The 20871-nt window shown below is 54.0% G+C and carries 25 protein-coding genes; 6 read left to right on the top strand and 19 right to left on the bottom strand.

Going from position 1 to position 20871, the window contains the following annotated elements:
• Positions 1 to 65: 65 nt before the first annotated feature.
• Positions 66 to 881, bottom strand: a complete 816-nt coding sequence (locus C8N40_RS19095; RefSeq protein ID WP_108213413.1) for an alpha/beta fold hydrolase — start codon at positions 879 to 881, stop codon at positions 66 to 68.
• A 94-nt stretch (positions 882 to 975) separates the two neighbouring features.
• On the bottom strand, positions 976 to 3132 hold the full coding sequence (locus C8N40_RS19090; protein WP_245905189.1) for a sensor histidine kinase: 2157 nt from the start codon (positions 3130 to 3132) through the stop codon (positions 976 to 978).
• A 134-nt stretch (positions 3133 to 3266) separates the two neighbouring features.
• Between C8N40_RS19090 and C8N40_RS19085 the strand changes: the two genes are divergently transcribed.
• The 5 genes from C8N40_RS19085 (at position 3267) to C8N40_RS19060 (ending at position 10649) form a co-directional block, all read left to right on the top strand.
• A complete protein-coding gene (locus tag C8N40_RS19085; protein WP_108213411.1) occupies positions 3267 to 4028 on the top strand; it encodes a LytR/AlgR family response regulator transcription factor in 762 nt (253 codons plus the stop codon).
• A 655-nt stretch (positions 4029 to 4683) separates the two neighbouring features.
• Positions 4684 to 6222, top strand: a complete 1539-nt coding sequence (locus C8N40_RS19075) for a sodium:solute symporter family transporter (RefSeq protein WP_108213409.1) — start codon at positions 4684 to 4686, stop codon at positions 6220 to 6222.
• On the top strand, positions 6212 to 7198 hold the full coding sequence (locus C8N40_RS19070) for an alpha/beta fold hydrolase (protein WP_108213408.1): 987 nt from the start codon (positions 6212 to 6214) through the stop codon (positions 7196 to 7198). Before C8N40_RS19075 ends, C8N40_RS19070 begins: the two co-directional genes overlap by 11 nt.
• 65 nt (positions 7199 to 7263) lie before the next feature.
• A complete protein-coding gene (locus C8N40_RS19065; RefSeq protein WP_108213407.1) occupies positions 7264 to 9780 on the top strand; it encodes a TonB-dependent receptor in 2517 nt (838 codons plus the stop codon).
• Positions 9781 to 9881: 101 nt separating this feature from the next.
• Positions 9882 to 10649 carry a 3-hydroxybutyrate dehydrogenase gene (locus C8N40_RS19060; protein ID WP_108213406.1) on the top strand — a complete coding sequence of 256 codons (768 nt, stop codon included), beginning with the start codon at positions 9882 to 9884 and terminating at the stop codon, positions 10647 to 10649.
• 100 nt (positions 10650 to 10749) lie between these two features.
• On the opposite strand, the gene C8N40_RS19055 is transcribed toward C8N40_RS19060, so the two are convergent.
• The 17 genes from C8N40_RS19055 to C8N40_RS18985 form a co-directional block, all read right to left on the bottom strand.
• On the bottom strand, positions 10750 to 13146 hold the full coding sequence (locus C8N40_RS19055; protein WP_108213405.1) for an endonuclease MutS2: 2397 nt from the start codon (positions 13144 to 13146) through the stop codon (positions 10750 to 10752).
• Between the two features lie 304 nt (positions 13147 to 13450).
• Entirely contained in the window at positions 13451 to 14713 is a 1263-nt protein-coding gene (locus C8N40_RS19050) for a glycosyl hydrolase (protein ID WP_245905188.1), read from the bottom strand.
• Between the two features lie 54 nt (positions 14714 to 14767).
• Positions 14768 to 15106, bottom strand: coding sequence for a hypothetical protein (locus C8N40_RS22820; protein WP_108213404.1), 339 nt, complete (start codon positions 15104 to 15106; stop codon positions 14768 to 14770).
• Between the two features lie 9 nt (positions 15107 to 15115).
• Complete coding sequence (locus tag C8N40_RS22815) at positions 15116 to 15286, bottom strand: hypothetical protein (protein ID WP_170114157.1); 171 nt, start codon at positions 15284 to 15286, stop codon at positions 15116 to 15118.
• A complete protein-coding gene (locus C8N40_RS23490; RefSeq protein WP_211318147.1) occupies positions 15262 to 16014 on the bottom strand; it encodes a DNA cytosine methyltransferase in 753 nt (250 codons plus the stop codon). Before C8N40_RS23490 ends, C8N40_RS22815 begins: the two co-directional genes overlap by 25 nt.
• Positions 16014 to 16223: a hypothetical protein gene (locus C8N40_RS19035; protein WP_108213403.1), complete on the bottom strand. Its 210-nt coding sequence runs from the start codon at positions 16221 to 16223 to the stop codon at positions 16014 to 16016. The genes C8N40_RS23490 and C8N40_RS19035 overlap by 1 nt, the downstream gene beginning before the upstream one ends.
• Positions 16224 to 16377: 154 nt before the next feature.
• The gene (locus C8N40_RS19030) at positions 16378 to 16638 is read right to left on the bottom strand and encodes a hypothetical protein (RefSeq protein ID WP_108213402.1); all 261 of its coding nucleotides are present in this window, start codon (positions 16636 to 16638) and stop codon (positions 16378 to 16380) included.
• 7 nt (positions 16639 to 16645) lie between these two features.
• Positions 16646 to 17191, bottom strand: a complete 546-nt coding sequence (locus tag C8N40_RS19025) for a hypothetical protein (RefSeq protein WP_108213401.1) — start codon at positions 17189 to 17191, stop codon at positions 16646 to 16648.
• On the bottom strand, positions 17191 to 17544 hold the full coding sequence (locus tag C8N40_RS23180; RefSeq protein ID WP_108213400.1) for a ubiquitination-like system serine protease family protein: 354 nt from the start codon (positions 17542 to 17544) through the stop codon (positions 17191 to 17193). The genes C8N40_RS19025 and C8N40_RS23180 overlap by 1 nt, the downstream gene beginning before the upstream one ends.
• A gap of 5 nt (positions 17545 to 17549) precedes the next feature.
• Positions 17550 to 17765, bottom strand: coding sequence for a hypothetical protein (locus C8N40_RS19015; protein WP_108213399.1), 216 nt, complete (start codon positions 17763 to 17765; stop codon positions 17550 to 17552).
• A gap of 439 nt (positions 17766 to 18204) precedes the next feature.
• Positions 18205 to 18468 carry a hypothetical protein gene (locus tag C8N40_RS19010; protein WP_108213398.1) on the bottom strand — a complete coding sequence of 88 codons (264 nt, stop codon included), beginning with the start codon at positions 18466 to 18468 and terminating at the stop codon, positions 18205 to 18207.
• A 4-nt stretch (positions 18469 to 18472) separates the two neighbouring features.
• The gene (locus C8N40_RS19005) at positions 18473 to 18904 is read right to left on the bottom strand and encodes an N-acetylmuramoyl-L-alanine amidase (protein WP_108213397.1); all 432 of its coding nucleotides are present in this window, start codon (positions 18902 to 18904) and stop codon (positions 18473 to 18475) included.
• An 18-nt stretch (positions 18905 to 18922) separates the two neighbouring features.
• The gene (locus tag C8N40_RS19000) at positions 18923 to 19273 is read right to left on the bottom strand and encodes a hypothetical protein (protein WP_108213396.1); all 351 of its coding nucleotides are present in this window, start codon (positions 19271 to 19273) and stop codon (positions 18923 to 18925) included.
• Positions 19270 to 19758 carry a hypothetical protein gene (locus C8N40_RS18995; RefSeq protein WP_108213395.1) on the bottom strand — a complete coding sequence of 163 codons (489 nt, stop codon included), beginning with the start codon at positions 19756 to 19758 and terminating at the stop codon, positions 19270 to 19272. The genes C8N40_RS19000 and C8N40_RS18995 overlap by 4 nt, the downstream gene beginning before the upstream one ends.
• Positions 19758 to 19931 carry a hypothetical protein gene (locus C8N40_RS22810; protein ID WP_170114156.1) on the bottom strand — a complete coding sequence of 58 codons (174 nt, stop codon included), beginning with the start codon at positions 19929 to 19931 and terminating at the stop codon, positions 19758 to 19760. Before C8N40_RS22810 ends, C8N40_RS18995 begins: the two co-directional genes overlap by 1 nt.
• Before the next feature lie 64 nt (positions 19932 to 19995).
• Positions 19996 to 20451, bottom strand: a complete 456-nt coding sequence (locus C8N40_RS18990; protein WP_108213394.1) for a hypothetical protein — start codon at positions 20449 to 20451, stop codon at positions 19996 to 19998.
• Positions 20448 to 20648, bottom strand: coding sequence for a hypothetical protein (locus tag C8N40_RS18985; RefSeq protein ID WP_146173604.1), 201 nt, complete (start codon positions 20646 to 20648; stop codon positions 20448 to 20450). The genes C8N40_RS18990 and C8N40_RS18985 overlap by 4 nt, the downstream gene beginning before the upstream one ends.
• A 74-nt stretch (positions 20649 to 20722) precedes the next feature.
• Here C8N40_RS18985 and C8N40_RS22805 point away from each other — a divergent pair, with 74 nt between their 5' ends.
• Entirely contained in the window at positions 20723 to 20869 is a 147-nt protein-coding gene (locus tag C8N40_RS22805; protein ID WP_170114155.1) for a hypothetical protein, read from the top strand.
• The last annotated feature ends 2 nt before the right edge of the window (positions 20870 to 20871 follow it).

Genomic DNA, 20871 nt, shown 5'->3' with positions numbered 1-20871 from the left:
CTCAGAAGTAAAAACAAGAGAGGCGCCAGGTAGTGGAGCCTCTCTTGTTTTATACCTGGCTGCGCTTATACTTCCTGTCTTACCCTGGCGGCAAATTCATCCAGCAACTGCGTCAGCCTAGGGATGCACTCCAGGTTAAGGGTATGGCCAACGCCTGACAGTGTCTCCAGCGAGGCCTGCGGTATCGCCTCACACATGGCTCTGCCCATTTCCACCGTGCATAAAGGATCTTCCTCGCCATGCACCACCAACACCGGCACCGGCACTTTTCGCAGCTCCTCCAGGTAATTACCGCTTTCCTTGGTGGCCTGCGTCAGCTTTAAAATGTTTTCGGGGGCAGGGCTTTGGCTGGACTTGCTGTTCTTCAGATCCGCGATGCTGATGATGGGGTTCAGAAAGTAACTGCGTCCCAGCACAGTGGGCAGCATCACATCCAGCATCAGCGGGTAGCCTCCTGCTTTCAGAGCCGCTTCCCAGCTATAGCCGATGGCATCAAAAAAAGCATCCTTGTAGGGGAAAGTAGAAAGCAGGGCTCCGGCCTGCGCCAGTTCCGGGTAGTTTACCAGGAAACGTTGCGCCACTGCACCGCCGTACGAAATGCCCACCAGCACCGTTTCGGGTAAGGTCAGCGCCTGCAGCAGGCTTGCCAGGTCAGCGGCATGCCCTTCAAAGCTTCTGTGCTCCGGCGCCGCATCCGACTGCCCCTGGAACAGCAGGTCAACCAGCACCAGCCTGTAATCCTTGCCCAACGCAGGCAAAAGCCCCGCCCAAGCCGCCGTAGACTGCGAAAGGCCATTGAGAAAAACCAGGGCCTGGGACGCATCCGGGTTTCCGTGCAGCTCATAGTATAGCTGCAGGCCATCGGGTAAAGTATGCTTCATAGATTTACTTGTTTAAGGGTGATGTTTTTATACTTCATGTGCGGAGACAACGAAACAAGTTGCCTCCCAACTGCTCACTAAACTGATCATCCGGTCAAAGTATCTCGCCCTCCAACTCTCGTTTGGGGTCTGCCATTGCCCTTTGCCGGTGAAGGGGCACCAAAAACCAGAACCGGCTTCCTTTGTTCGGCTCGCTCTCCACATGTATGCTGCCCCCGCAGCGTTCCGCAAACTGCCGGCACAGCAGTAGCCCGAGCCCTACCCCTTTTTCGTTGGCGGTGCCCTTTGTCGTCAGGGGCGGGTGCTCTCTCTGGAAAAGGGAGCCTTTAACAGCAGCCTCTATACCAACCCCGTTATCCTGCACCGTGATTTCGGCAAAGCCGTTGTGCAGCGCTCTTGCTTCTATACTTACCTTCCCGCCTGCTCCCGAAAATTTAATGGCGTTGTGCAACAGGTTGCGCACCAGGAAATCGAACATGTTGGCGTCGGCGTATACCTGCAGATCGCCCGGCACCTGCACCTGGCAGTGTATGCTTTTGGCTGCGGCCGTATCCTTCAGCAGCTCCAGGTTGCGCTGCACCACCTCCCTTACCTGCAGTGGCTCAGGCGCAAAGCGCATACCATGATCTGAATCGGCCTGGGAGGAGGCCCACTGCAGCAGGTTCTCCAGGAGCGACTGCAGGTTATGCACCGACAGTTGCGTGTGGCTGGCCAGCTTCTGCAGCTGCTCCGGCTTCATCCTCCCGGAAAAGTTAAGGAGGATGTTCAGGAAAGAGTCCAGGGTGGCTAGCGGGGTGCGCAGGTCGTGTGAGATGATAGAGAAAAAGCGGTCCTTGATCTGGTTGAGGCGCAGCAGCTTGTGCTCCGACTCCCTCAACTGGAGCACTGTCTCGTTCAGCTCCTGTGTCTTGTGCCGAAGCGCGGCGGTGCGGTTGGCCACCGTTAGCTCCAGTTCCCGCTTCTGCTGCTCAGCCAGGCGTTTTCGCTCGGTCTCTTTCTCCAGCTTGAGGCGCTCCTTTTCCAGCACTTCGGCAGCCAGCTCGTTTGTTACCGTGTTCAGCCTATAGGCCAGGCCCAAGGAGAAGAGCACCACCTGCGCCAGCATCCCCACCTGTGCGGCATATACGGTAAGCGTGTTGTTAGGAAGCAGGTGGGTCTCTTTTAGAATGAACAGCAACGCCCCTACCACAAAAAACACGTTGGCGATAAGAAAGTATAAAGCCGGTCGATACCCCTGCCGCAGCGCCACCACACTGACCAGCAGCATCGCCACCAGCACGGCACCTCCGATAAGCCCTATCAGATCCACACAGGCCTGCAGCAAATCCAGCGGGGTGAGGTAAGAGAGCAACCCCATCGCCACCGGCAGCGCGTATAGCAGCGAGAGCAGCGTCAGGAGCCGGTCCCAACGGGGCATGCTATGTTTGGTGTTGAGGTAGCTTTTTGTGAAGAGTAACCGGAACAGGCCATTAAAAGTAACCAGGAAGGTGAAGCTGTGGGCATTCCAGAACGGGGCTCTGGGCCAGAGCAGCTCCAGTGCAAAGCCGTGGTAAAACATAAAGTATAAACCGGTGCCCAGCAGCGCCAGTACATAGTATAAATAACTGCGGTCGCGCACCGAGAAGTATAGCACCAGGTTGTAGAGGGCCATCACCACGATAATGCCCATGAAAAAGCCTTGCACCAGCAGCCTGCGGTTGTTTGCCTGCACCACCTGCTCGGGGGTTTGCAGCCTAAGGCTCAGCTCTTGCGGCTTATACAGTGCAATATCGCCCTGCAGCCGCAGGTAGAGCAAAAGCTGGCTTTGGGCCGGCACCTTCACCCGCACGAGCGGCTTGCTCTGGGGCACGTCGCGCTCGGGTATGGGCAGCAGCTGCCCCGTCTGTCGTTCCTCCCAGCTACCGTCCGGTTTTAATGTATAAAGCTGCAAAAGGCTCCAGTCGCCGGCGTAGAGGAAACGCGTTTGCTCGTGGGGGCTGTTGTTCTGCAGCACCACCCGAATCCAGTGCACGGTTTTGCCTGCGGGCAGTGTGGCCTGGGTATCCAGGGGTGTAAAAGGCAGCCGTTGCACCTCCCCTATCGACAGGTTGCCGCCCGCATCGTGATAGACCTGAAGCTGCCCCTGCACTTCCTGCTCCTCGCCCGGCCGTAGCGTGACAATAGCCGGAGCCTGTGCACTGGCCATACTTGTGGCGGCCAACCATAAAAGGAGGCAAAGTATGAGGGCGCTGTTCAGTTGTCGTCGTGGCATAAGCGTCAATCAATTTACAAACTCTTCCCTATAAAACCATACTTGCTACAGGCACCAGTTTATTTATCTGCATATATTCTATATATTGATTGGAATTTGAAGGCATCTACCGCTAAAAGCGTGATTTATAAAGTATGGCAAAAGTAAGGCTGCTGATTGCAGAGGATGATGTGGTGATTGCGCAGAACCTGGCTTTCTCGCTGGAGGAGTTGGGGTATGAAGTATGCGCGATGGTGAGTTCAGGCGAGGAACTGCTGCTGGAAGTGCACAGGCATAATCCTGATTTAATCATCCTGGACATCACGCTGGAGGGCAAGCTCGACGGCATCGACACGGCGGCCATACTTTCCAGGTCCAGCAAAATCCCGTTTATTTTCATGACGGCCCTCTCGGATAAGGAAACCATAGACCGCGCCAAGCAAACCAGCCCGCATGCCTACCTGGTCAAGCCTTTCGACATACGCACCCTGCAAAGCAGCATTGAGGTGGCCATCCATAATGCCAGCGCCCGCCAGCAGCTGCCGGTTGGCGTGAGCTCTGAGACTTCAGCGCCTCCCGAAGCAGAAATCACAAACTACCTGCTGCATCATGCGCTGTTCGTGAAGGTGCGCAACCGCCTGGAGAAGGTAGACCTGCAGGACATTGTGTGGGCCGAGGCGCAGGATATATACTGCAACATCAAAACGCCCCAGCACCTTTACCTCGTGAGCCATAGCCTTAAAAACCTGGAGCAGCGCCTGCCGGGCAAAGACTTCATGCGCGTGCACCGCTCCTACATCGTGCGCCTTACCGCCATCGAGGCCATCGAAGACAACAACATCCTGATTGGCGGAAAGTACATCCCCATTGGCAACACGCACAAAGAGGCGCTACTGAACCGGCTGCAAATCCTTTAAGTTAGAAAGTTGGGAAGTTAGAAGGTTAGAAAATTAAATAGTTACTATCCTTACCGAAAGTATACAATAACTCCGCTCTTTCGGATTTGCAATCCGAAAGTATAGTAGCCGCGGATTTGCAATCCGCCTGGTAGAGTCTTTTAGCTTGATACGGCAGGTTTAGCGACAGCACAACGTGTGGTTGCTTTAGAAGCAGTTTTAATCCCCGTTGCTTTTTCAAAGCAAGGTTACAAGGGCTTTGATTATAATTTATACTTTGATCACGCGGCATTCACAGTTCGTCCCCGAAGCCTGCCAAAGTATAAATCACCGGGGATACCATCAGCAATGGTGGGAAAAGGGGCTGACCATGCTTTATTCGCTAGCTATGGCTCGTTGAAGTATAGAGAAACGTTCGTTTGATCCTTTTCTACTGTGCAGAAACCAGGTTATAAACCTGCTCCTAGCACCGCCACTGTCATACCTGCGCAGTGACAGCAGAGCTTATGCTTTACCATTTAAAAATAAGCAACCACTCACTCATCACTAAAAAACTTCACCTTCCATACTTCCGATTTCACCTTAAAATATGCGGAGTTGGCAAGTATAACAAGGTGGCAATGTAGATTATTGTCTACATTATTTGGACAAAACCACACTTATAACACCGATTCCCATGAACGACTTAGCCCCTTCTGCACTGACAACGGCTGGTTGGATATTAGTTGCCGCTTACGCTGCGCTTATACTTTTCTTTGTGGTGCGGGGCGCGCTGCGCATCCGTTCTATTTCTGATTATGCCTTGGGCAGCGTCGCTTTCTCGCCGGTAGCGGTGGGCCTGGCGCTGGCTGCCTCCATGACGAGCGCGGCTACGTTCATCATCAACCCGGGCTTTGTGGCCTTGTATGGCGTGAGCGGCTTCATCTCGATGGCAGTTGCTTTACCGGCTGCGGCACTCTTGTCGCTGGTTATACTTACCAAAGGCTTCAGAAGGATGGGCAAGGCCGTGAAGGCACAGACGATGGCCCAGTGGATGGGCTCGGTGTACAAAAGCCGTGGCTATACCATGTTTTTCGCTTTCCTCTCGCTGCTGCTCATTACCTTTATCGTGCTCATCTGTGTGGGCCTGACCAAGGTGCTGGCCAGTGTGCTCAACCTGAACGAGCTGCATGTATGCGTAGGCATTGTGGTGTTTGTGTTTGGCTACATGATGTTTGGGGGCGCCAACTCCATGGTGTACACCAACATGATCCAGGCGCTGCTCATGGTGGTGGTGGCTTTTATACTGCTGGGCTCCGGCTACGAGCATTTCAGCAACGGCGTGAAGGGCTTCCTGGACAAACTGGCGGCCATCGATCCGCTGCTGGTGCAGCCTGCCAACCCCCAGAGCTTCCTTTTCCGCGACTATTTCGAAATCATCTTCTGCCAGGTTATCATCGGGATCGCCATTGTCTGCCAGCCGCACATCATCACCAAGTCGCTGCTGCTGAAAAGCGAAAAAGACGTCAATCTGTACTTACTGGTGGGCGTGCTGACGGAGGCGCTGTTTTTCCTGGTGGTTATCGCCGGCCTCTACGCCCGTCTCACCTTCCCGGACTTAAGTATAAACGGCGAAGCGATTCCGCTGGACGGCATCATGTCGGCTTACGTGGTGAGCGAGTTTCCGGTGTATGTAGGGCTGCTGGTGGTGCTGGGACTGATTTCCGCCGGGCTTTCCACGCTGGAGGGGCTTATTCAGTCGCTCTCCATCACCATCACCTCGGATATTCTTGCCCCCATTTTCGGGACCAAAGTTGAGGAACGCAGTGTGCTCATCAACCGCCTCGTGATTGTGGCGCTGGCTGTGGTCACCATCCTTATAACTTTTGACCAGCTGCTGCACCCGAACCTGAGCGTGGGTATTTTTGCGCAGAACGGGGTGTATGCCTACTTCTCAGCGGCCTTTGTGCCAGTGCTGTTCGGGATGTTCCTGAAACGGGTGCCGCTGGTGGCGCCGGTGGCCGCCTCACTCACCTCCGTGGCGGTGCACTTTGCGGTATACTACGGCGGCCTCACCTCTTACATGGATGCCCCCGTGCGCAATCCGGGCATTGCCGCCGCGCTGGCTATACTTGCCTCTGTCATCGTTGGATTCTCTTTATACTTTACATTCAGGAAACCTGCCGAAATTTCTGTTCCTGACACACCTGTAAACGAGCCTGTGTATGAGAATTAAATCACAACTAACCTTAGCCCTGTTGCTGGCTGGTCTGCTGAGCCTGAACGCCCGGTGCCAGACCGCGACCGTTAACTCAGAACCTGCCGTTGCAACTGCCACCGCCGATCCGGTTTTCGAAAGCCTGAAGTATAACTTCCCGGTGCAGAAGGCCACGCTGCCCGACGGTCAGACCATCGCCTACGTGGACCAGGGAAAAGGACCGCAGACGATCATCTTCATCCACGGGCTAGGCAGCTACCTGCCGGCCTGGAACAAGAACATCGCGGAGCTGAGCCAGCATTACCGCACTATCGCCCTGGATTTACCGGGCTACGGAAAATCATCCAAAGAAAACGCGCAGGTAGGCATGAAGGCTTATGCAGATGCAGTGCTGGCCCTGATGGATGAACTGAAAATCAAGCAGGCCGTTCTCACCGGTCACTCCATGGGCGGGCAGATTGCCATCACGGCAGCCCTGCAGGCGCCGGAACGGGTGCAGAAACTCATTCTTGCCGCCCCTGCCGGATTGGAGACCTTTACCGGGCAGCAGAAGCAGCTCTTTAAGGCCACTGTCACGCCCGAAAGTATAGCCAAAACCACGCCTGAGCAGATCTCCGCCAACATCAAAGTCAACTTTCACCAGATGCCGGATGACGCGCAGTTTATGGTGGAGGAGCGGGTAGCGATGATGCAGGCGGCGCAGTTCCCCGACTACACCAAAGCCGTGGCGCAGGGCGTGGCGGCGATGGTGGACGAGCCGGTATATGATAGGCTACCGGAGCTCAAGGTGCCCACGCTTATACTTTTCGGCGAGAACGACGCCCTGATTCCCAACCGCTACCTCAACCCCGACCTTACTACGCAGGCGGTGGCCAACATCGGCCGGGAGCGGATAACCGACAGCCAGGTGAAGCTGCTGCCCCAGGCGGGGCACATGCTGCAGTTTGAGCAGCCGGAAGCCTTTAACCAGGCAGTCCGTGCCTTCCTGGATTGATTTTATACTTACCTTCCAATACATCTGAACACTATAAATTATCACTTCATCTAACCTTACTAATCATGAAAAAAATTTACTTACTCCTGCTATCGGTGCTGTGTGCGGCGCAGGTAGCCATCGCCCAAAGCGGTGCCGTGAAAGGCAGAGTAGCGGGGGGAGACAACCGGGAGGCGCTCGTCGGCGCCACGGTGCTCCTGAAAGGCACAAGCAGAGGCACTACCACGGACGCTAACGGCGAATTCCTGATCCAGAACGTGCCGGCCGGCAACTATAGCCTGCGTGTTTCCTATGTGGGCTACTCCCACCCCGATTTGCCTGTAACAGTCGGGGCCGATGGCGCTGCCGATGTCGGCACCATCACGATGCAGGCCTCTACTATGATGAGTGAAGAAGTAGTGGTATCGGCTACGCGCCGCCCCGAGAAACTGACCGAAGCCCCGGCGGCTATCAGCGTTATCTCCTCCCGCGACCTGGATGCCATGCCTTCGTTCAACGTGGGCGAGCTGCTCAACAAGGTGCAGGGCGTGGAAGTGGTACGTTCCGGTGTGATCGGCGTGGGCATTAACGCCCGCGGCTTTAATAACGCCTTCAACGTGAAGATGTACCAGATGACGGACGGCCGCAACTCCATGCTGCCGGGAGGTACCGGCCTGCCAGCCGGATTCTACAACACCACTATCAAGGAGGATATCGAGCGGGTGGAGGTGATTTTAGGCCCTTCCTCGGCTCTGTATGGACCTAACGCGCACAACGGCATCATCAACACCATCACCAAAGACCCGCGCCGCCACCCGGGCACCACTGTGACGATAGGCGCCGGCAATCAGGATGTAATCAGCGCGCGTGCCCGCCATGCCGCCGTTGTCAGCGATAAGTTTGCCTATAAAATCACCGGCGAGTATACCCAGGGGCAGGACTTTAAATTCGTGGACACTGTTTACAACGCTGCGTTGGGTGCTTTGCCAGAGTATGACGTGGACTACGGCTTTAAATCGAAGCGCTTTGGCTCGGCTTTATACTTCAGCCCCACCAGCAAAACAGACCTTGTACTGGACTACGGCTTTGGCCAGGGCGACAACATCGGCGTGACCAGCAACGGCCGCAACCAGATCAACGGCTGGACCTTCCAGTACCTGCAGGGCCGCTATGTGTCGCCGCGCGTGTTTGCCCAACTCTACAGCACCTGGAACGACGCCGGTGATACCTACCAGATAAACGCCCGCACCACCAACTACTATACGTTGCGCGCCCGCGGTTACTCCGAGGCACAGGCCGCGCAGTATTCCAAAACTGGCGCCAAGGCCGGCGAGATCGGCGAAGGCTCCCCTGCCATTGCCTTCCCCGGCTTCATCGACAAGAGCCACCGCATCAACGGCGAGGTGCAGTATAACAACAACTTCGGCAAGCTTGATGTGATTACCGGCCTGAGCTACCAGCGCGACGTGGCCTACAGCCGCCAGACCTACCTGGACGACGCGGACGGGGACATTATCCTAAGCCAGTACGGCGTGGTGGCGCAGCTGGAGTATGCGATCACCGACAAATTTAAGGCCTTAGGTGCTGCCCGCTACGACAACCACGACAACTACGGTGCCCAGTTCAGCCCGAAGGCAGCCCTGACGTATAACGCCCTGAAAGGCACCTTCCGCGCCACCTGGGGCAGTGCCTACTCCGCACCATCCATCCAGTTCCAAGAGTTTTACCTCAACAACGGGGCGCTGGCCATACTTGGCAACGGCGCCGGCCTGACCATCCGTAACACCGAGACAGGCCAGACACGCACCATCGACAAGCTGGAGCCGGAGCAGGTACAAACGTTCGAGATTGGATATAAAGGCACGCCATCGGATAAACTGTACATCGACCTGAGCACCTGGTACTCCAAATCAGAGAACTTCATCTCGCCTCTCACTGCTGTAACACCATTAATGGGGAAAGAGAAGGTAATCCTGAAAGGCGACAAAGACGTGACGGAGACAGCTGCCAATGCCCTGAACTATTACCTCACCTACCTCAACTACGGCAACGTGGATTCCTGGGGAACCGATTTGGGCATTAACTATTACCTCAACGACAACTTTAGCGTAGGCGCCAAGTACTCCTACTTCAACTCTAACATCACCGACACGGATAACCTGGACAACGATGCGAACGGCGACGGCAAAGTATCTGTATCGGAGAGCAGCCTGAACGCGGCCAAGAACCGTTACAGCTTCAACTTTACGGCACGCGACCTGTTCGACAAGAAGTTTTTCGGCTCTGTGAATGTGCGCATCCTGCCCGAGTATGATTTCTACTCCGGTGTACAGATAGCGGCCAAAGAGAATGAAGGCAAACGAGTAGCGCCATACAACTACAACTATGGCCCGTTGGGTGGCTTTACTTCTGTAGACCTGAGCGCCGGCTATAAACTGAAAGAGTGGATGACGTTGGGCGCCAGCGTTACCAACCTGTTCGATACGGCACAGCGCGAGTACGTGGGCTCACCGGAGATTGGCCGCCTGTACTCGGTAGAGCTGCGCTTCGATTTGACCGAGAAACTGCTCCCGAACCTGAGCGTGCTCAACGGCAAGTATTAGTGCGAGTTAGTAAGTTAGACAGTTGATAAGTACAGCTGAGGCGCTCTTTCAGGGCGCCTCAGCGTTTTTGAATATTTCTGAACATCCATAAAAGTATAGACATGAAGAACGTACTGATAACCGGCGGCACCAGCGGCATTGGCCGGGGGTTGGCCCGTGCCTTTGCTGCCCAGGGCTACCACCTGCTGCTAAATGGCCTGGAGCGGAACGGCGAGGAAATTGCTGCGCAGCTGGCGCAGGAGCATGGGGTAAAAGTATACTTCTCGCCGGCCAACATGCTGCAGCCCGAGCAGATACGGCAGATGGTGCGGCAGGCAGAGCAGCAGCTGGGGCAGGTGGACGTACTGGTGAACAATGCCGGCATACAGCATGTGGCGCCGGTGGCGGAGTTTCCGGAGGAGAAGTGGGATGCCATCCTGGCCGTGAACCTGTCCTCCTCCTTCCATACTTCCAAGGCCGTGTGGAAGGGAATGCAGGAACGCCGCTTCGGCCGCATCATCAACATTGCCTCGGCCCATGCGCTGCGGGCCTCTGAGTTTAAAGCTGCCTATGTGGCGGCCAAGCACGGCATTGCCGGCCTCACCAAAGTGCTGGCGCTGGAGGGAGCCCCTTTCAATATCACCTGCAATGCCATTTGTCCCGGCTATGTAAAAACATCACTCGTGGAGGCGCAGATTGCAGACCAGGCCCGGGCGCATGGCATGTCTCAAAGCGAGGTGGTGGAGAAAGTCATGCTGAAGAAGCAGCCCGTGAAGCAGTTTGTGGATGTCGAGGCTATCGGACAACTGGCCCTGTTCCTGGCCTCTGAAGCCTCGGCGCAAATGTCGGGTGCCTGCCTGCCCATTGATGGGGGTTGGAGCGCCCAGTAAGTATAGACAGACTGCTGACGCTGGCAAATAGCGCAAGCCCTCAAAACAGCTGCGGCTCCCTTGCTTGGGAGCCGCAGCTGTTTTATGTATACTTTATACTTTACTTCAGCACCGCTAGTGTAGCGCCGTCACCGCCACGCTCTTCGACCTCGTTGCCGAGGCTGGCCACTTCCGGTACCGAGTACAGGTAGTCGCGCACTACCTGGCGCAACACACCATTGCCACGGCCGTGGATGATCTTGATTTCCGGGATGCCCAGCATGATGGCCTCGTCGGTGAAGTTCATTACCCTGGTCAGCGCATCCTCGGCATACTCGCCGCGGATGTCCAGCGTGCTGGCGAAGTCGGCCATGCGCTGCGTCATGTTCATGCCCCGGCTAAAGCCACCATCCCCGCTTTCCATCCGGGCTTTTTTCTGCTTGGCCACCTGCCCCTCTACCCGCTCCAGGTTATCTACCTTCACAATTGTTTTGAGGCCGCCAAACAGCACCTCGGCGGTTTTGCCTTTTATACTGACCACCTGGCCTACAGAGTCCTGCCCTACCAGCGCCACGTTGTCGCCCTCTTTTATACTTCCGTTCGCGATGCGCTTGTGTGCCGGGCGCGGCTCTTCCTTGCGTACCTCCTGGGCAAATTCCTCCAGCTCACGACGGGCCTCCTTGGTTTTCTCCTTCTCGGCCTGGCTCTGTTTAATCTGCTGAATCGTAGACTCGATCTTCTGGTTGGCGTCTTTCAGAAGGAGCTTGGCCTTGCCTTTGGCCTCGCGCATGATCTCCTGCTTGCTGTCTTCCAGGAAGTTTTTCAGGTCGCTGTAGTCCTTCACCTGGCGCTTGAGTTTTTCCTCTAGCTTGGTCGCCTCGCGCACTTTCTTCTCCAGTTCCTGCTTCTCAGTCTCCAGTTCCTCCAGCAGGCGGTCGTAGCGGATTTTATCCCTTCCGACCAGTTTGCTCGCCCTGTCGATGATGTGCTTGGGCAGGCCGATCTTCTGAGCAATCTCGATCGCAAACGAAGAGCCCGGCTTGCCGATCTCCAGCTGATAAAGCGGCTGCAGGTGCTTATGGTCGTAGCGCATGGCCCCGTTCACGATGCCTGGTGTACGCTCGACGTAGTTTTTCAGGTTGGTGTAGTGCGTCGTGATCACGCCGTACACGTTGCTGTCGTTGAGCGTTTGCAGCACAGCCTCGGCAATGGCGCCGCCAAGTATAGGCTCTGTGCCTGTACCAAACTCGTCTATCAGCACCAGGCTGCGTTTATCAGCCACGGTCACGAATTTCTTCATGTTGGTCAGGTGCGAGCTATAAGTACTCAGGTCATTCTCTATCGACTGCTCATCGCCTATGTCAATGAAGATGTCGTGGAAAATGCCTGCCTCAGAGCCGTCCGCCGCCGGAATCAGCATCCCGCACTGCAGCATGTACTGCACCAGGCCCACCGTTTTCAGGCTCACCGATTTACCACCCGCATTCGGTCCTGAAATCAACAGGATACGCTGCTCACGGTTCAACTCCAGATCCATCGGCACGGTAGGCTTACCCAACTGGCGGTGCGACAAGTATAAAAGCGGGTGAAACGCCTGCTTCCAGTCTATCAGCGGATACTTGTGCAGCTTTGGTTTGGTCGCCTCAATGCGGCGCGCAAAGGCTGCTTTGGCCCGGATGAAGTCGAGCAAGCCCAGGTACTGGTACGCTTTGCGCAGCTCCGGAATGTGGTGCCGCAACGTGTTAGTCAGTGCCGTCAGGATGCGGATAAGCTCACGGTGGTAAGCATTTTCCAGATCCTTGATGTCGTTGTTGAGCTCAAAAATAGATTCCGGCTCAATGTACACCGTCTGGCCCGTGTTGGACTCGTCGTGGATCAGGCCTTTGATGCGGCGCTTGTGCTCGGCAATTACCGGTATCACCAAACGGCCACCACGGATGGTTGGCTCCACGTCGGAAGGCGTCCACCCCTCGTTTTTGGCATGCTTGAGGATGGAGCTGATCGTTTTACGAAGTATAGCCTGCTGCGCAATCAGGTCGCGCTTGAGGCGCTGCAGCTCCGGCGTAGCGTCATCACGCACGGCGCCCGAGTCGTCCACCACTTTATCCAGTGCGGCCAGTAGCGAGCGCTCCACCATAATATTGGCGCCCAATGCTTTCAGGGCTTCAAAAGTACCCTCCTCCGTTTCCGAGATAAAGCGCAGCGAGTCTCGTATCGTGCGCAGCGACATCTTGATTTCGAAGAACTGGGATACGTCCAGGAAGGTGCCTTCTATGGCTGCCCGGTCGAGGTAGGCGGTAGGGTCATAGTAGTGCTGCAGCGGAATTTCGGCATCCGACTCCAGCAGTTGTTTGAATTCGTCGGTTTGTTGCAGCAGCCTGTCCACCAGGTCGTGGCGGTTCAGGAAGGCCATGCGGTTCACGAAGTTACGGCCAAGCGGACTCAGGCAAAGTTCCGAGAGCATCTCGCGTACTTGCGCAAACCCAATTTTTATTTCAAAGTTTTCTGGATAGATCAATGCTTATCTTTTAATTTACTGCAAAATTAGCATTTTATACGCTCATTTTGCGCATCCTGCTGTTAGTTAAGTAGTTACTCCCCGTATTTGCCTTTTTCACCCGTTACTTAGGGAAAGCACAGGGAAAGGTTGTCCGGTTTTTGTGCGCAGCGGCTAAAGTGCCGTACGTCCGTTCCCGCCCCAAAAGAAGCAACTTTCCCTGAAACACCCGTCACGGCAGATAAGTTTTTTCTGATGCCAAGCAAAACAGCCCACCCCCATCGGGAGCAGGCTGAAAACGGATGAGCGTAAAATCTGCAAGTCCCTATGAAACCCCGAGTTTGATGTTGTTGTCCTGTAGCCGCTGCTGCCAGAGTTGCCATTCCTTCGCCTCGTCGGCCCGGGTCACGTCCGGCAGGCTCTGGTTATTGCGGAAAGTAGCTACATTGCCGATATTCTCGTAATCCCACCTTTTGCCGCTGCTTTGCTTCACCCCTACCACGTTATCTTCCACGACAACCGAATGGGTAGAGCCTTTGCGGTAGTACTCCTTGGCCCAGATGCCGGAAGTCCAGTGCGGATACCTGCCGCCGCCCTCATATTCCCCGCTCACCACGCAGCGGTTGCCCCGGATGCCGATGTTGTTGCCGGTCGCCACCCCGATGCAGTAGTTGCCCATGCCGACGAGTTGGTTTTCCTCCACGCTCACAAAAGCCGTGACCTCCTGCTCCGAGGCATCGGGCGAATCCATGATGATGCCGCCGCCGGAGTAGTTTTTGGATTCGACCGGGATAGGGAAAGCGCCCTGGATGTAGTTGTGGTGTATCCTTATCGGGCTGGCCTTGGTGCCGCGCGTGTTGTAGATGTTGATGTTGTCCTCCACTGCTGATTTGCCCGGCTCGTTTAGCACCTCGTTCCAGGCGATTTCCGCATGGGCGATAGCGCCTTTGAAGTTGGTCTGCACGAACTGCACCCGGTCCTTGCCGTTATGCACCCTGCCGTCGATATTCTTCGCCTGGTTGTAGCGTATCTTGATACTTTGCTCCGGGGTGCCGTTGCCCACGTACTTATCGCCCAGGTAAATGCCTGCCGTGCCTTCCAGGTAGCAGTTCTCAATCACCACATTCTTAAAGAAGTTGATGATGGCAAACCTTCGCGGCTTGAGGTGCCCAGTGTAGGCGGTGGGTGTGAGGCCGTAGCCTCTGGTGTTTCTAATCGTCAAATCGCAGTCGTAGTACCAGCATTTTATCAGGTAGCCCGCGCCTCTAATGTTGGCGTTCTCGATAATGACCGGCTCTTTGGTCTTTACCTCCACGGCGGGCACGTTGGAATCGGTGCTCTGCCAGTTGCCCGCATAGGTGCCGCCCTTGGTGATGACAAACGGGCCTTGGTAGGCGCTGTCTTTTGGCAGGGGGTTCTTTGCCTCCTGCACGGGCTTACGGGCTGCTAGCTGGTCTGTGAGCGCCTTGTTCTGGTGCGTCAGCTGCTCTACCTGTTGGTGCAGGGTGGCTATCTGATTGGTTAGCTCTGAGAACTTTTTGCGGATAGCGGGTATGGTGGTTTCCAGGGTGGATAGATACTGTTCCATAGGTGTAATGCGTTTAGGCTATGTTACGGAAACGGGCACAAAAAAGCCAGCTTGTTAGGGCTGGCTTTGGAAGGGGTCGTGAATTTCCTTGACTTGATTGTATGTTGGTATTCGAAGCTGCTGTTCTACACACTTGTTCCGTATCAGCATCCAAGCCCCTGCTAGGCTTCTAGACTTAGCCGTAAAGCCGTGAAGGGTGTCGCCCCATAGTCTATCCGTTTTAGGCCCCTCTTTAGAAATACTGAAGCCGTTAGCAGTGTCTGTGGCTATGGCTGTGTCACAGTAGCAGAAAGAACCCCAGTTCTCTGAAGCCCTCCTTACCACAACCTCTTTTACGGTGCCTGTGCAAGTGCCATGGGTTGCACAAGCACCTTCGCATTTAAGCTCTTCCATATCCTTTCGTTAGTCGTTTTTATCCTTTACCAGGCGCAGGTTGTTGAGTTCAGGGATAGTACGCCAATGTACCTTGTCCAGCCGTATCAGCTTGCTGATATACTGGGTGGTTACCTGCTTTTCTTTGGCGTAATCCTTGATGGTTTTCCATCCGTTCAGTTTAATGACAGGTTCCTGCATAGGGCCGTGGTTCGGTTATAATGCGACAAGATACAACGGAAAAGATATTCCGCAATAAGCGGCATTACAGCATTCCCGCAGGCTTTAATTCTGTCCACGAGGTGGGGAACGTCATCAGCACTTCGTATAGTTCGGGGTTGGGGTATATCGGATCGTCGAAGCCATCCCGGATAAACTCCGGCAAGTTGCTCTTGTAGCTCTTGCTGCCGAAATACCGGCCCCGTATGCTGCCCTTGTAGTGCGAGGTGGCGGGCGTAGGCAATAAAATATATTCTTTCCCGACGCTGCTGCACTCCAAATGTGGTGCCTGATAGACATTGCCATTCCGCATCATACCCGATTTCGGAAAGGTCATATAGCACTTTCTCAAATCCTCTTTTTGTGAGGTCTGTGCTATTTTCGCCAACGACGTAGAGAGGTCGGCCTTCGTGAATAATACGGGCAAACTCTCCCCACAACCCGCTACGGGAACCGACAATACCGGTTGACTCTTTCCATGCCGAGGTAATGTCCTGACATGGGAAGCCTCCGGAAATAATGTCAACTGGTTCGGGATGTGAAAGCGTTGTGATGTCTTCATATTGCTTGCTTTTCGGGAAGTGCTGTTTTAGTATCCTGCGGTTGAACTCCTGAAGCTCGCAGTTCCAGAGGGTTTCAATCCCTGCCCGCTGTGCCCCAAGCTCAAAGCCGCCTACTCCGCTGAAAACAGAACCATGCGTCAGACGCATTACCAGTTGCCTTCTATCAGTTCGCCATCAACATAGAACTTCAGCTCCTGCCCCTGCGCTTTCATCTTCATAAAGGCCGGGGCATAGATAGCCGCTTCTTCTTTAGTGGAGGCTTCCACGGTCAGTTGCTCTGTTGCTGCTTCCACAAACTCGCCTGTTAAGGGGTTGTTGCCTGCTATTCTTTCGATGGTTACGCTGTAGTTATTCATGGCTTGTTCTGTTTATATCCCTTATTTACGATGCTAAGATACAAAGGTTACGTTACGTAACCAAATAAAAGAGCAACTATTTTTAAATAATTCCCATAAAAAAAGGCAGACCAACAGCCTGCCTCTTTCTCCAGAATCCTATCTTCACACTTAACTATTTCCGCCTTGCTGCTGCCCTGCGTTCTCTTCTGCGCTGCCTGCCATCCGACACAGGAAGCAATCTGCTAGTCTCAGCTTTCAGGTTTTCTATCATTATCGAGGTTTCATCAGTGAGCTGCTTTGCAAAGGAATCTAGCCCCTTTGGTGCATTCTTTGGCGCCGCCACTTCCACCTCATGCCCCGCTGCCTGCAACTGTGCCAATGCTGCACCCATGCCGAAATGATTTTCAGCGCCTATTATAATTATCTTCTCCATAATGCTATCAAACTATCCTTAATCTTCTTAGCCCTGCCAGTACTACCAGAACAACAGCAATGCCTACTATATAGAGTAAGGTGTTGCGCTGCTTTTTATACTTGTCCCTTTCTTCCATTGTCAGCAGGTGGGCTTTCTTTTCCCTCAGCAGTTCTTCCTTCACCCGTTCCTCCCGGAGCAATAGACTAGCTTCTTTGGCCGTGTCCCTTACTCGGATGGTGTCTGTGCGGGTTACGGTGCGTATGGTGGTCTTAGCAGGTGGGCACACGACCTCTTTGATGGACTGGCCTTTGCTGTCCTTACAGGGCACGGTAACGGGCGTATCTTCCACGGTTTCCTCTGCTACCTCTTCTTTGCCGGGTATCACTTCCGATTCAGCCACGGGATAGAGTTGGCTACAGTTCTCAGCCACTACCAGCCGGTGCTTATCGTTCAGCGCCTGTTGGGTGGCCTCTGCGTGGCTCTCGCTCTTGGTGGCTACCTGAATGGCTTTATCCAGGCTGATGCAGCTACTGACCATCAGCAGCAGCAAGGGGGGGATGAGTCGTTTCATCAGTCGAGGTCTGGAAGTTCTACAGTCTGGCCAGCTAATTCATGCGTACAATCGTTCAGAAACTGAATCTTGCCATCGCGTACAAAGGAATGGCACACGGTGCAATTAAATGGCGCCGGGCTTTCGCCTTTGGCTATCTGCGCTTTGTTGTAAGTACACCAGCAATCTCCATTGCTCCCCTTGCCTTCGCTGCCCAAATAGTGCCCATTCCTTACCAGTACACTAGGGCTTATGGTTGGCTTTTCAGGGTTGCCGTTATACTGCCAATCAGGTGTAATCCTATGGTGATGTTTGCACCCTGGGCACTCAAAAAGGTAGCAGCCAGGCTCATTTTCTATCGGTAGTACTTTCATGTCAATTATTGGTTAGTGCCTGTCAGCTTATGGTAATTCGCCTTGGTCATGTACCCACTCATCAAGCGCTTGTCATACCGCCACGCCACTTTATAGCAGCTCGATTTGGCAGGTATCATCTCGCCTGTGCCGACTTCCTCATGCTCTCTGGAAGTGCTTTTCACGAACCTGGTAAGGTCCGGGTCCACATGGATAGTGGTGGTTAGGGCTATCTCGTTCATAGTTTCAAGGGTATAGGGTGTGCAATCATCAAGTATCCTGCAAAAATGGTAGCCATAGCCAGTATAGACCATGCTATTAACTCATCCCATTTCTTGTATTTCAGGTTAAAGGCAAACAGGCCGCACCCACAGAAAAAGCCTATAAGAATCATTGCTATACCGAAAATTTGTGATGCCATAGTTCTACCAGGTTGAAGTTGGGTTGATTCTGTTTTTCTTCAGCTTCCTGTTAAGGTCTTGCTGCTCTTTCCTGCGCTGCTTTCTGTTAGGGCCGGGGTAAGAGTCTCCGTGGAATATCCTAACCCCACCTATCTCTTCCCAATAGCCTCCGTTTGCCGCTTGTAGTATCCTGCCTCTCATAGTTCTCTATAAAAAGTGCGCCTATACCAGCCGAATCTAAGCCGGTGCTTTTTGATGGGGTATTTGCGGGGAATCCACATTACGGCTCGGGCTGGGCTTTCTTCTGCTTTAGCTCCTGGGTGTCTCGAACCGTGAGCCTTGCCGCAATGGTGATACCCAAGGCTACGCCGTAGACGATGCGAACCGTCGTGCGCCATTCATCCGGCACCAGCTCGTCATGCAGGAACAAAGGCAGCACCTCCGTTACCGAAACAGCGAAGGCGGCAATGGTGCCGAAGATGATTAAGGCACGTTTCCAAAACAGGTTTAGCGGCTCTTTTAACCGCAGCCATAACTCTTTCATATCTCTATTTTTTTATTGCCTGTTCTACTTCCTTCCACCATGGTTTCGCATCAAAACACGGGCACGCCTTACGCACATTCGGGAAGTCACGATGGCCTAAAACCATGGCATTCGGATACTTTACCTTCCAGGCTGCCACGACTGCCGCCATGGCTTTCTTTTGGGCCTCGGTGCGGTTATCTATCGCCCCTCCCTTGCTGTCAATGCCGCCGATGTAGGACACATGCAGCGAGTTGGAGTTATAGCCCGCTACGCCATTGGTAATGGATTCGTCAGGAGCCAGCGTAACCACGTTGCCATTCGCCTCAATAAGCTTGTGATAGCCGGGAGACTTCCAGCCCAGCGAGTTGCGCCAGTAGCTTTGGATGCTCTCCACTTTGGCAGATTGTGCCGTGGCGGTGGTGTGAATCACGATGTTGGTAATAGCTCGTGCCATGTTGGTAGGGTGTAGGGGTTATCGTTTTCTCACGTAATTTTCCCGGATGATTTTCTGCTCCTCCTCCACGTTGTTAAGGCGGTGGTTGATGGTGCCGAAGCGCTCGTTGTACAGTTGCTCGAAAATGGTGAGCCGGTGGTTCAGGTTCCTAAGCTCCTCGACGAGTTGCTTGGTGGTTTCGCGCTCCTCCCGCTTGGCAGCCATTTCCTCGGGTGAAGTCTCCTTGGCCGCTGTCTGGGCTATCCCTTGTATGCCCCTGCCGTAATAGATGAACACGAGCAAAAAGATAGTCCACAGCACAATGTTGGGCACGCTTGATTTCTCGGTGCCTGTTTTCAGTAGCTCGGCGAGTTTGGTCAAAGGGCTCATTTCTGCGCGTCTTTTAGGCGTTGGGGCAGGGTCCGCTTTAAAAAGGGCGTCACAAAGCAGACAAATATCACCACCAGGTCATACACCTCGTCCTGCTGCCCGTGAAAGAATAAATAGAGCACCATTTGCATCACAAAGAAGTACCTGAGCCCTTTGATAAGCCGCAAACTGTCCTCATGATAGCCCGGAATGGGGTTATCCAGCGCGTTCAACAGGTGCACGGCGTGGTGCAGCATGTGCACCAATAGGAGCATAATCACATGCACCCCTACCTCCCAGACGTACACCTGAATGTCGAGTTGCACCGTGTCCGGGTAAGGGTGAAAAGGGATAAGCGAATACACCTCCACGCCGAAAAAGCGCGCGTTCACATGCAGCACGTCGTAGTAGACGAACTGGAACAGCTCGTGCAGGTAAAAGGCCACCAGCACAAAGGCTGCCAGCCATATCACGCGCAGGTGTATGAACTTATCCCCTCTGCCCATTAGTCCTCTGTCGGTTCCGGGTTTTTCGGTGGGCGTGGCTTGTCTGCCGGCGGCACGCCGTCTGTCTCAGCGGCGGTCTGCACCTGCGTTTCTTCCGGTAGTAATTGCTCTTCTTTGCTCATGGTATCAGCGTTTAGGGTGAGGTATAGAAACAGGTAATAGAGTATGTCCACGGCGTTACATTAAGCCCGTACATCTGTTGTTATATAGAACACTAATATACGGAAAAATAGAGAATTAGCTATAAACGATTACCAGACAAATGCAACTTGCCAGCAAGAGCAAAGGCAGCTTCACGCGGTTGATTAAATGCTGGTTTTTCAGCCCGTATTTAGCCGCCTGCTTTCGCAGCCACAGGTCCAGCGAATTGCTTTTGCCGAAGTACCACCTGCTCAGCCCGCGCTCCACGTTCAGCCACCTGTCAAAGAAGTACCACCAGAAGGAAATCGCGTACAAGCTGAAAGCGGCAAAGGCCAGCAGCGCTTTCCAGCTAAGACCGAACCCCAACAGCGCAAATACGATAGGCAGGGGCAGTACTGAAAGCATTTTCCAGAGCAGGCCCTGCCGGTGAAACTTACTGAGCAGGTTCTTCTTGCCAGTAGCTTGCTTTATCTCAGCATGGTCACGTTGCACCCACAGCCAGCAAATGCCTGCTAAGGCTATAGCACAGGCTAAGAACAGCAGCAACCTCATAGCTTATGCCTTACCAGCAGGAACAGCACAAAGCCCGCTACGATAGCCCCTAACGCTGCGCCAACCCCAAGCATGGTGCTAGGCTCCAGGTTGAACACAAGCACGGCTATACCCGCCACAAGCGCCCCTAAGATGATGTGCCATATCACTACCAAGGGGTAGGCCAACGGGAAAAGGAATTGCAAGATTTTTTTCATATTCATTTGTTTAGAATTATTTACAACATATTATCTATATTTTATATATTGCCAAGGTATCCTTAAATCCTGCTATGAAACTGACTATTTCCCACGCCCTCGTGTTGGCTACCGTATTTGGTGTGCTAGCCTTCTTCACCTCCTTTATCATCACCCTTATGGGGTTCCTGGCTGCAGCGGCGGCGCTTATCTTTGTGGAACTTCACAAGCCTAAAAAGTAGCC

Source organism: Pontibacter mucosus, from assembly GCF_003054055.1.
GTDB classification, from domain to species: Bacteria; Bacteroidota; Bacteroidia; order Cytophagales; family Hymenobacteraceae; genus Pontibacter; species Pontibacter mucosus.
Note: the sequence above shows the minus strand (reverse complement) of the source record. Positions and strands in the feature narration are given on the sequence as shown.

Excerpts from the sequence above, each read along its gene's own strand:
- C8N40_RS18985 (WP_146173604.1), bottom strand. The coding sequence starts at position 20,648 with ATGAAAAAAATCTTGCAATTCCTTTTCCCGTTGGCCTACCCCTTGGTA.
- C8N40_RS19005 (WP_108213397.1), bottom strand. The coding sequence starts at position 18,904 with ATGGCACGAGCTATTACCAACATCGTGATTCACACCACCGCCACGGCA.
- C8N40_RS19070 (WP_108213408.1), top strand. The coding sequence starts at position 6,212 with ATGAGAATTAAATCACAACTAACCTTAGCCCTGTTGCTGGCTGGTCTG.
- C8N40_RS19090 (WP_245905189.1), bottom strand. The coding sequence starts at position 3,132 with ATGCCACGACGACAACTGAACAGCGCCCTCATACTTTGCCTCCTTTTA.
- C8N40_RS22820 (WP_108213404.1), bottom strand. The coding sequence starts at position 15,106 with ATGGAAGAGCTTAAATGCGAAGGTGCTTGTGCAACCCATGGCACTTGC.
- C8N40_RS19030 (WP_108213402.1), bottom strand. The coding sequence starts at position 16,638 with ATGGAGAAGATAATTATAATAGGCGCTGAAAATCATTTCGGCATGGGT.
- C8N40_RS19075 (WP_108213409.1), top strand. The coding sequence starts at position 4,684 with ATGAACGACTTAGCCCCTTCTGCACTGACAACGGCTGGTTGGATATTA.
- C8N40_RS19025 (WP_108213401.1), bottom strand. The coding sequence starts at position 17,191 with ATGAAACGACTCATCCCCCCCTTGCTGCTGCTGATGGTCAGTAGCTGC.
- C8N40_RS23490 (WP_211318147.1), bottom strand. The coding sequence starts at position 16,014 with ATGCGTCTGACGCATGGTTCTGTTTTCAGCGGAGTAGGCGGCTTTGAG.
- C8N40_RS22815 (WP_170114157.1), bottom strand. The coding sequence starts at position 15,286 with ATGCAGGAACCTGTCATTAAACTGAACGGATGGAAAACCATCAAGGAT.
- C8N40_RS19000 (WP_108213396.1), bottom strand. The coding sequence starts at position 19,273 with ATGAGCCCTTTGACCAAACTCGCCGAGCTACTGAAAACAGGCACCGAG.
- C8N40_RS19095 (WP_108213413.1), bottom strand. The coding sequence starts at position 881 with ATGAAGCATACTTTACCCGATGGCCTGCAGCTATACTATGAGCTGCAC.
- C8N40_RS19050 (WP_245905188.1), bottom strand. The coding sequence starts at position 14,713 with ATGGAACAGTATCTATCCACCCTGGAAACCACCATACCCGCTATCCGC.
- C8N40_RS19015 (WP_108213399.1), bottom strand. The coding sequence starts at position 17,765 with ATGAACGAGATAGCCCTAACCACCACTATCCATGTGGACCCGGACCTT.
- C8N40_RS19065 (WP_108213407.1), top strand. The coding sequence starts at position 7,264 with ATGAAAAAAATTTACTTACTCCTGCTATCGGTGCTGTGTGCGGCGCAG.
- C8N40_RS22805 (WP_170114155.1), top strand. The coding sequence starts at position 20,723 with ATGAAACTGACTATTTCCCACGCCCTCGTGTTGGCTACCGTATTTGGT.
- C8N40_RS19085 (WP_108213411.1), top strand. The coding sequence starts at position 3,267 with ATGGCAAAAGTAAGGCTGCTGATTGCAGAGGATGATGTGGTGATTGCG.
- C8N40_RS19035 (WP_108213403.1), bottom strand. The coding sequence starts at position 16,223 with ATGAATAACTACAGCGTAACCATCGAAAGAATAGCAGGCAACAACCCC.
- C8N40_RS19060 (WP_108213406.1), top strand. The coding sequence starts at position 9,882 with ATGAAGAACGTACTGATAACCGGCGGCACCAGCGGCATTGGCCGGGGG.
- C8N40_RS23180 (WP_108213400.1), bottom strand. The coding sequence starts at position 17,544 with ATGAAAGTACTACCGATAGAAAATGAGCCTGGCTGCTACCTTTTTGAG.
- C8N40_RS19010 (WP_108213398.1), bottom strand. The coding sequence starts at position 18,468 with ATGAAAGAGTTATGGCTGCGGTTAAAAGAGCCGCTAAACCTGTTTTGG.
- C8N40_RS18990 (WP_108213394.1), bottom strand. The coding sequence starts at position 20,451 with ATGAGGTTGCTGCTGTTCTTAGCCTGTGCTATAGCCTTAGCAGGCATT.
- C8N40_RS18995 (WP_108213395.1), bottom strand. The coding sequence starts at position 19,758 with ATGGGCAGAGGGGATAAGTTCATACACCTGCGCGTGATATGGCTGGCA.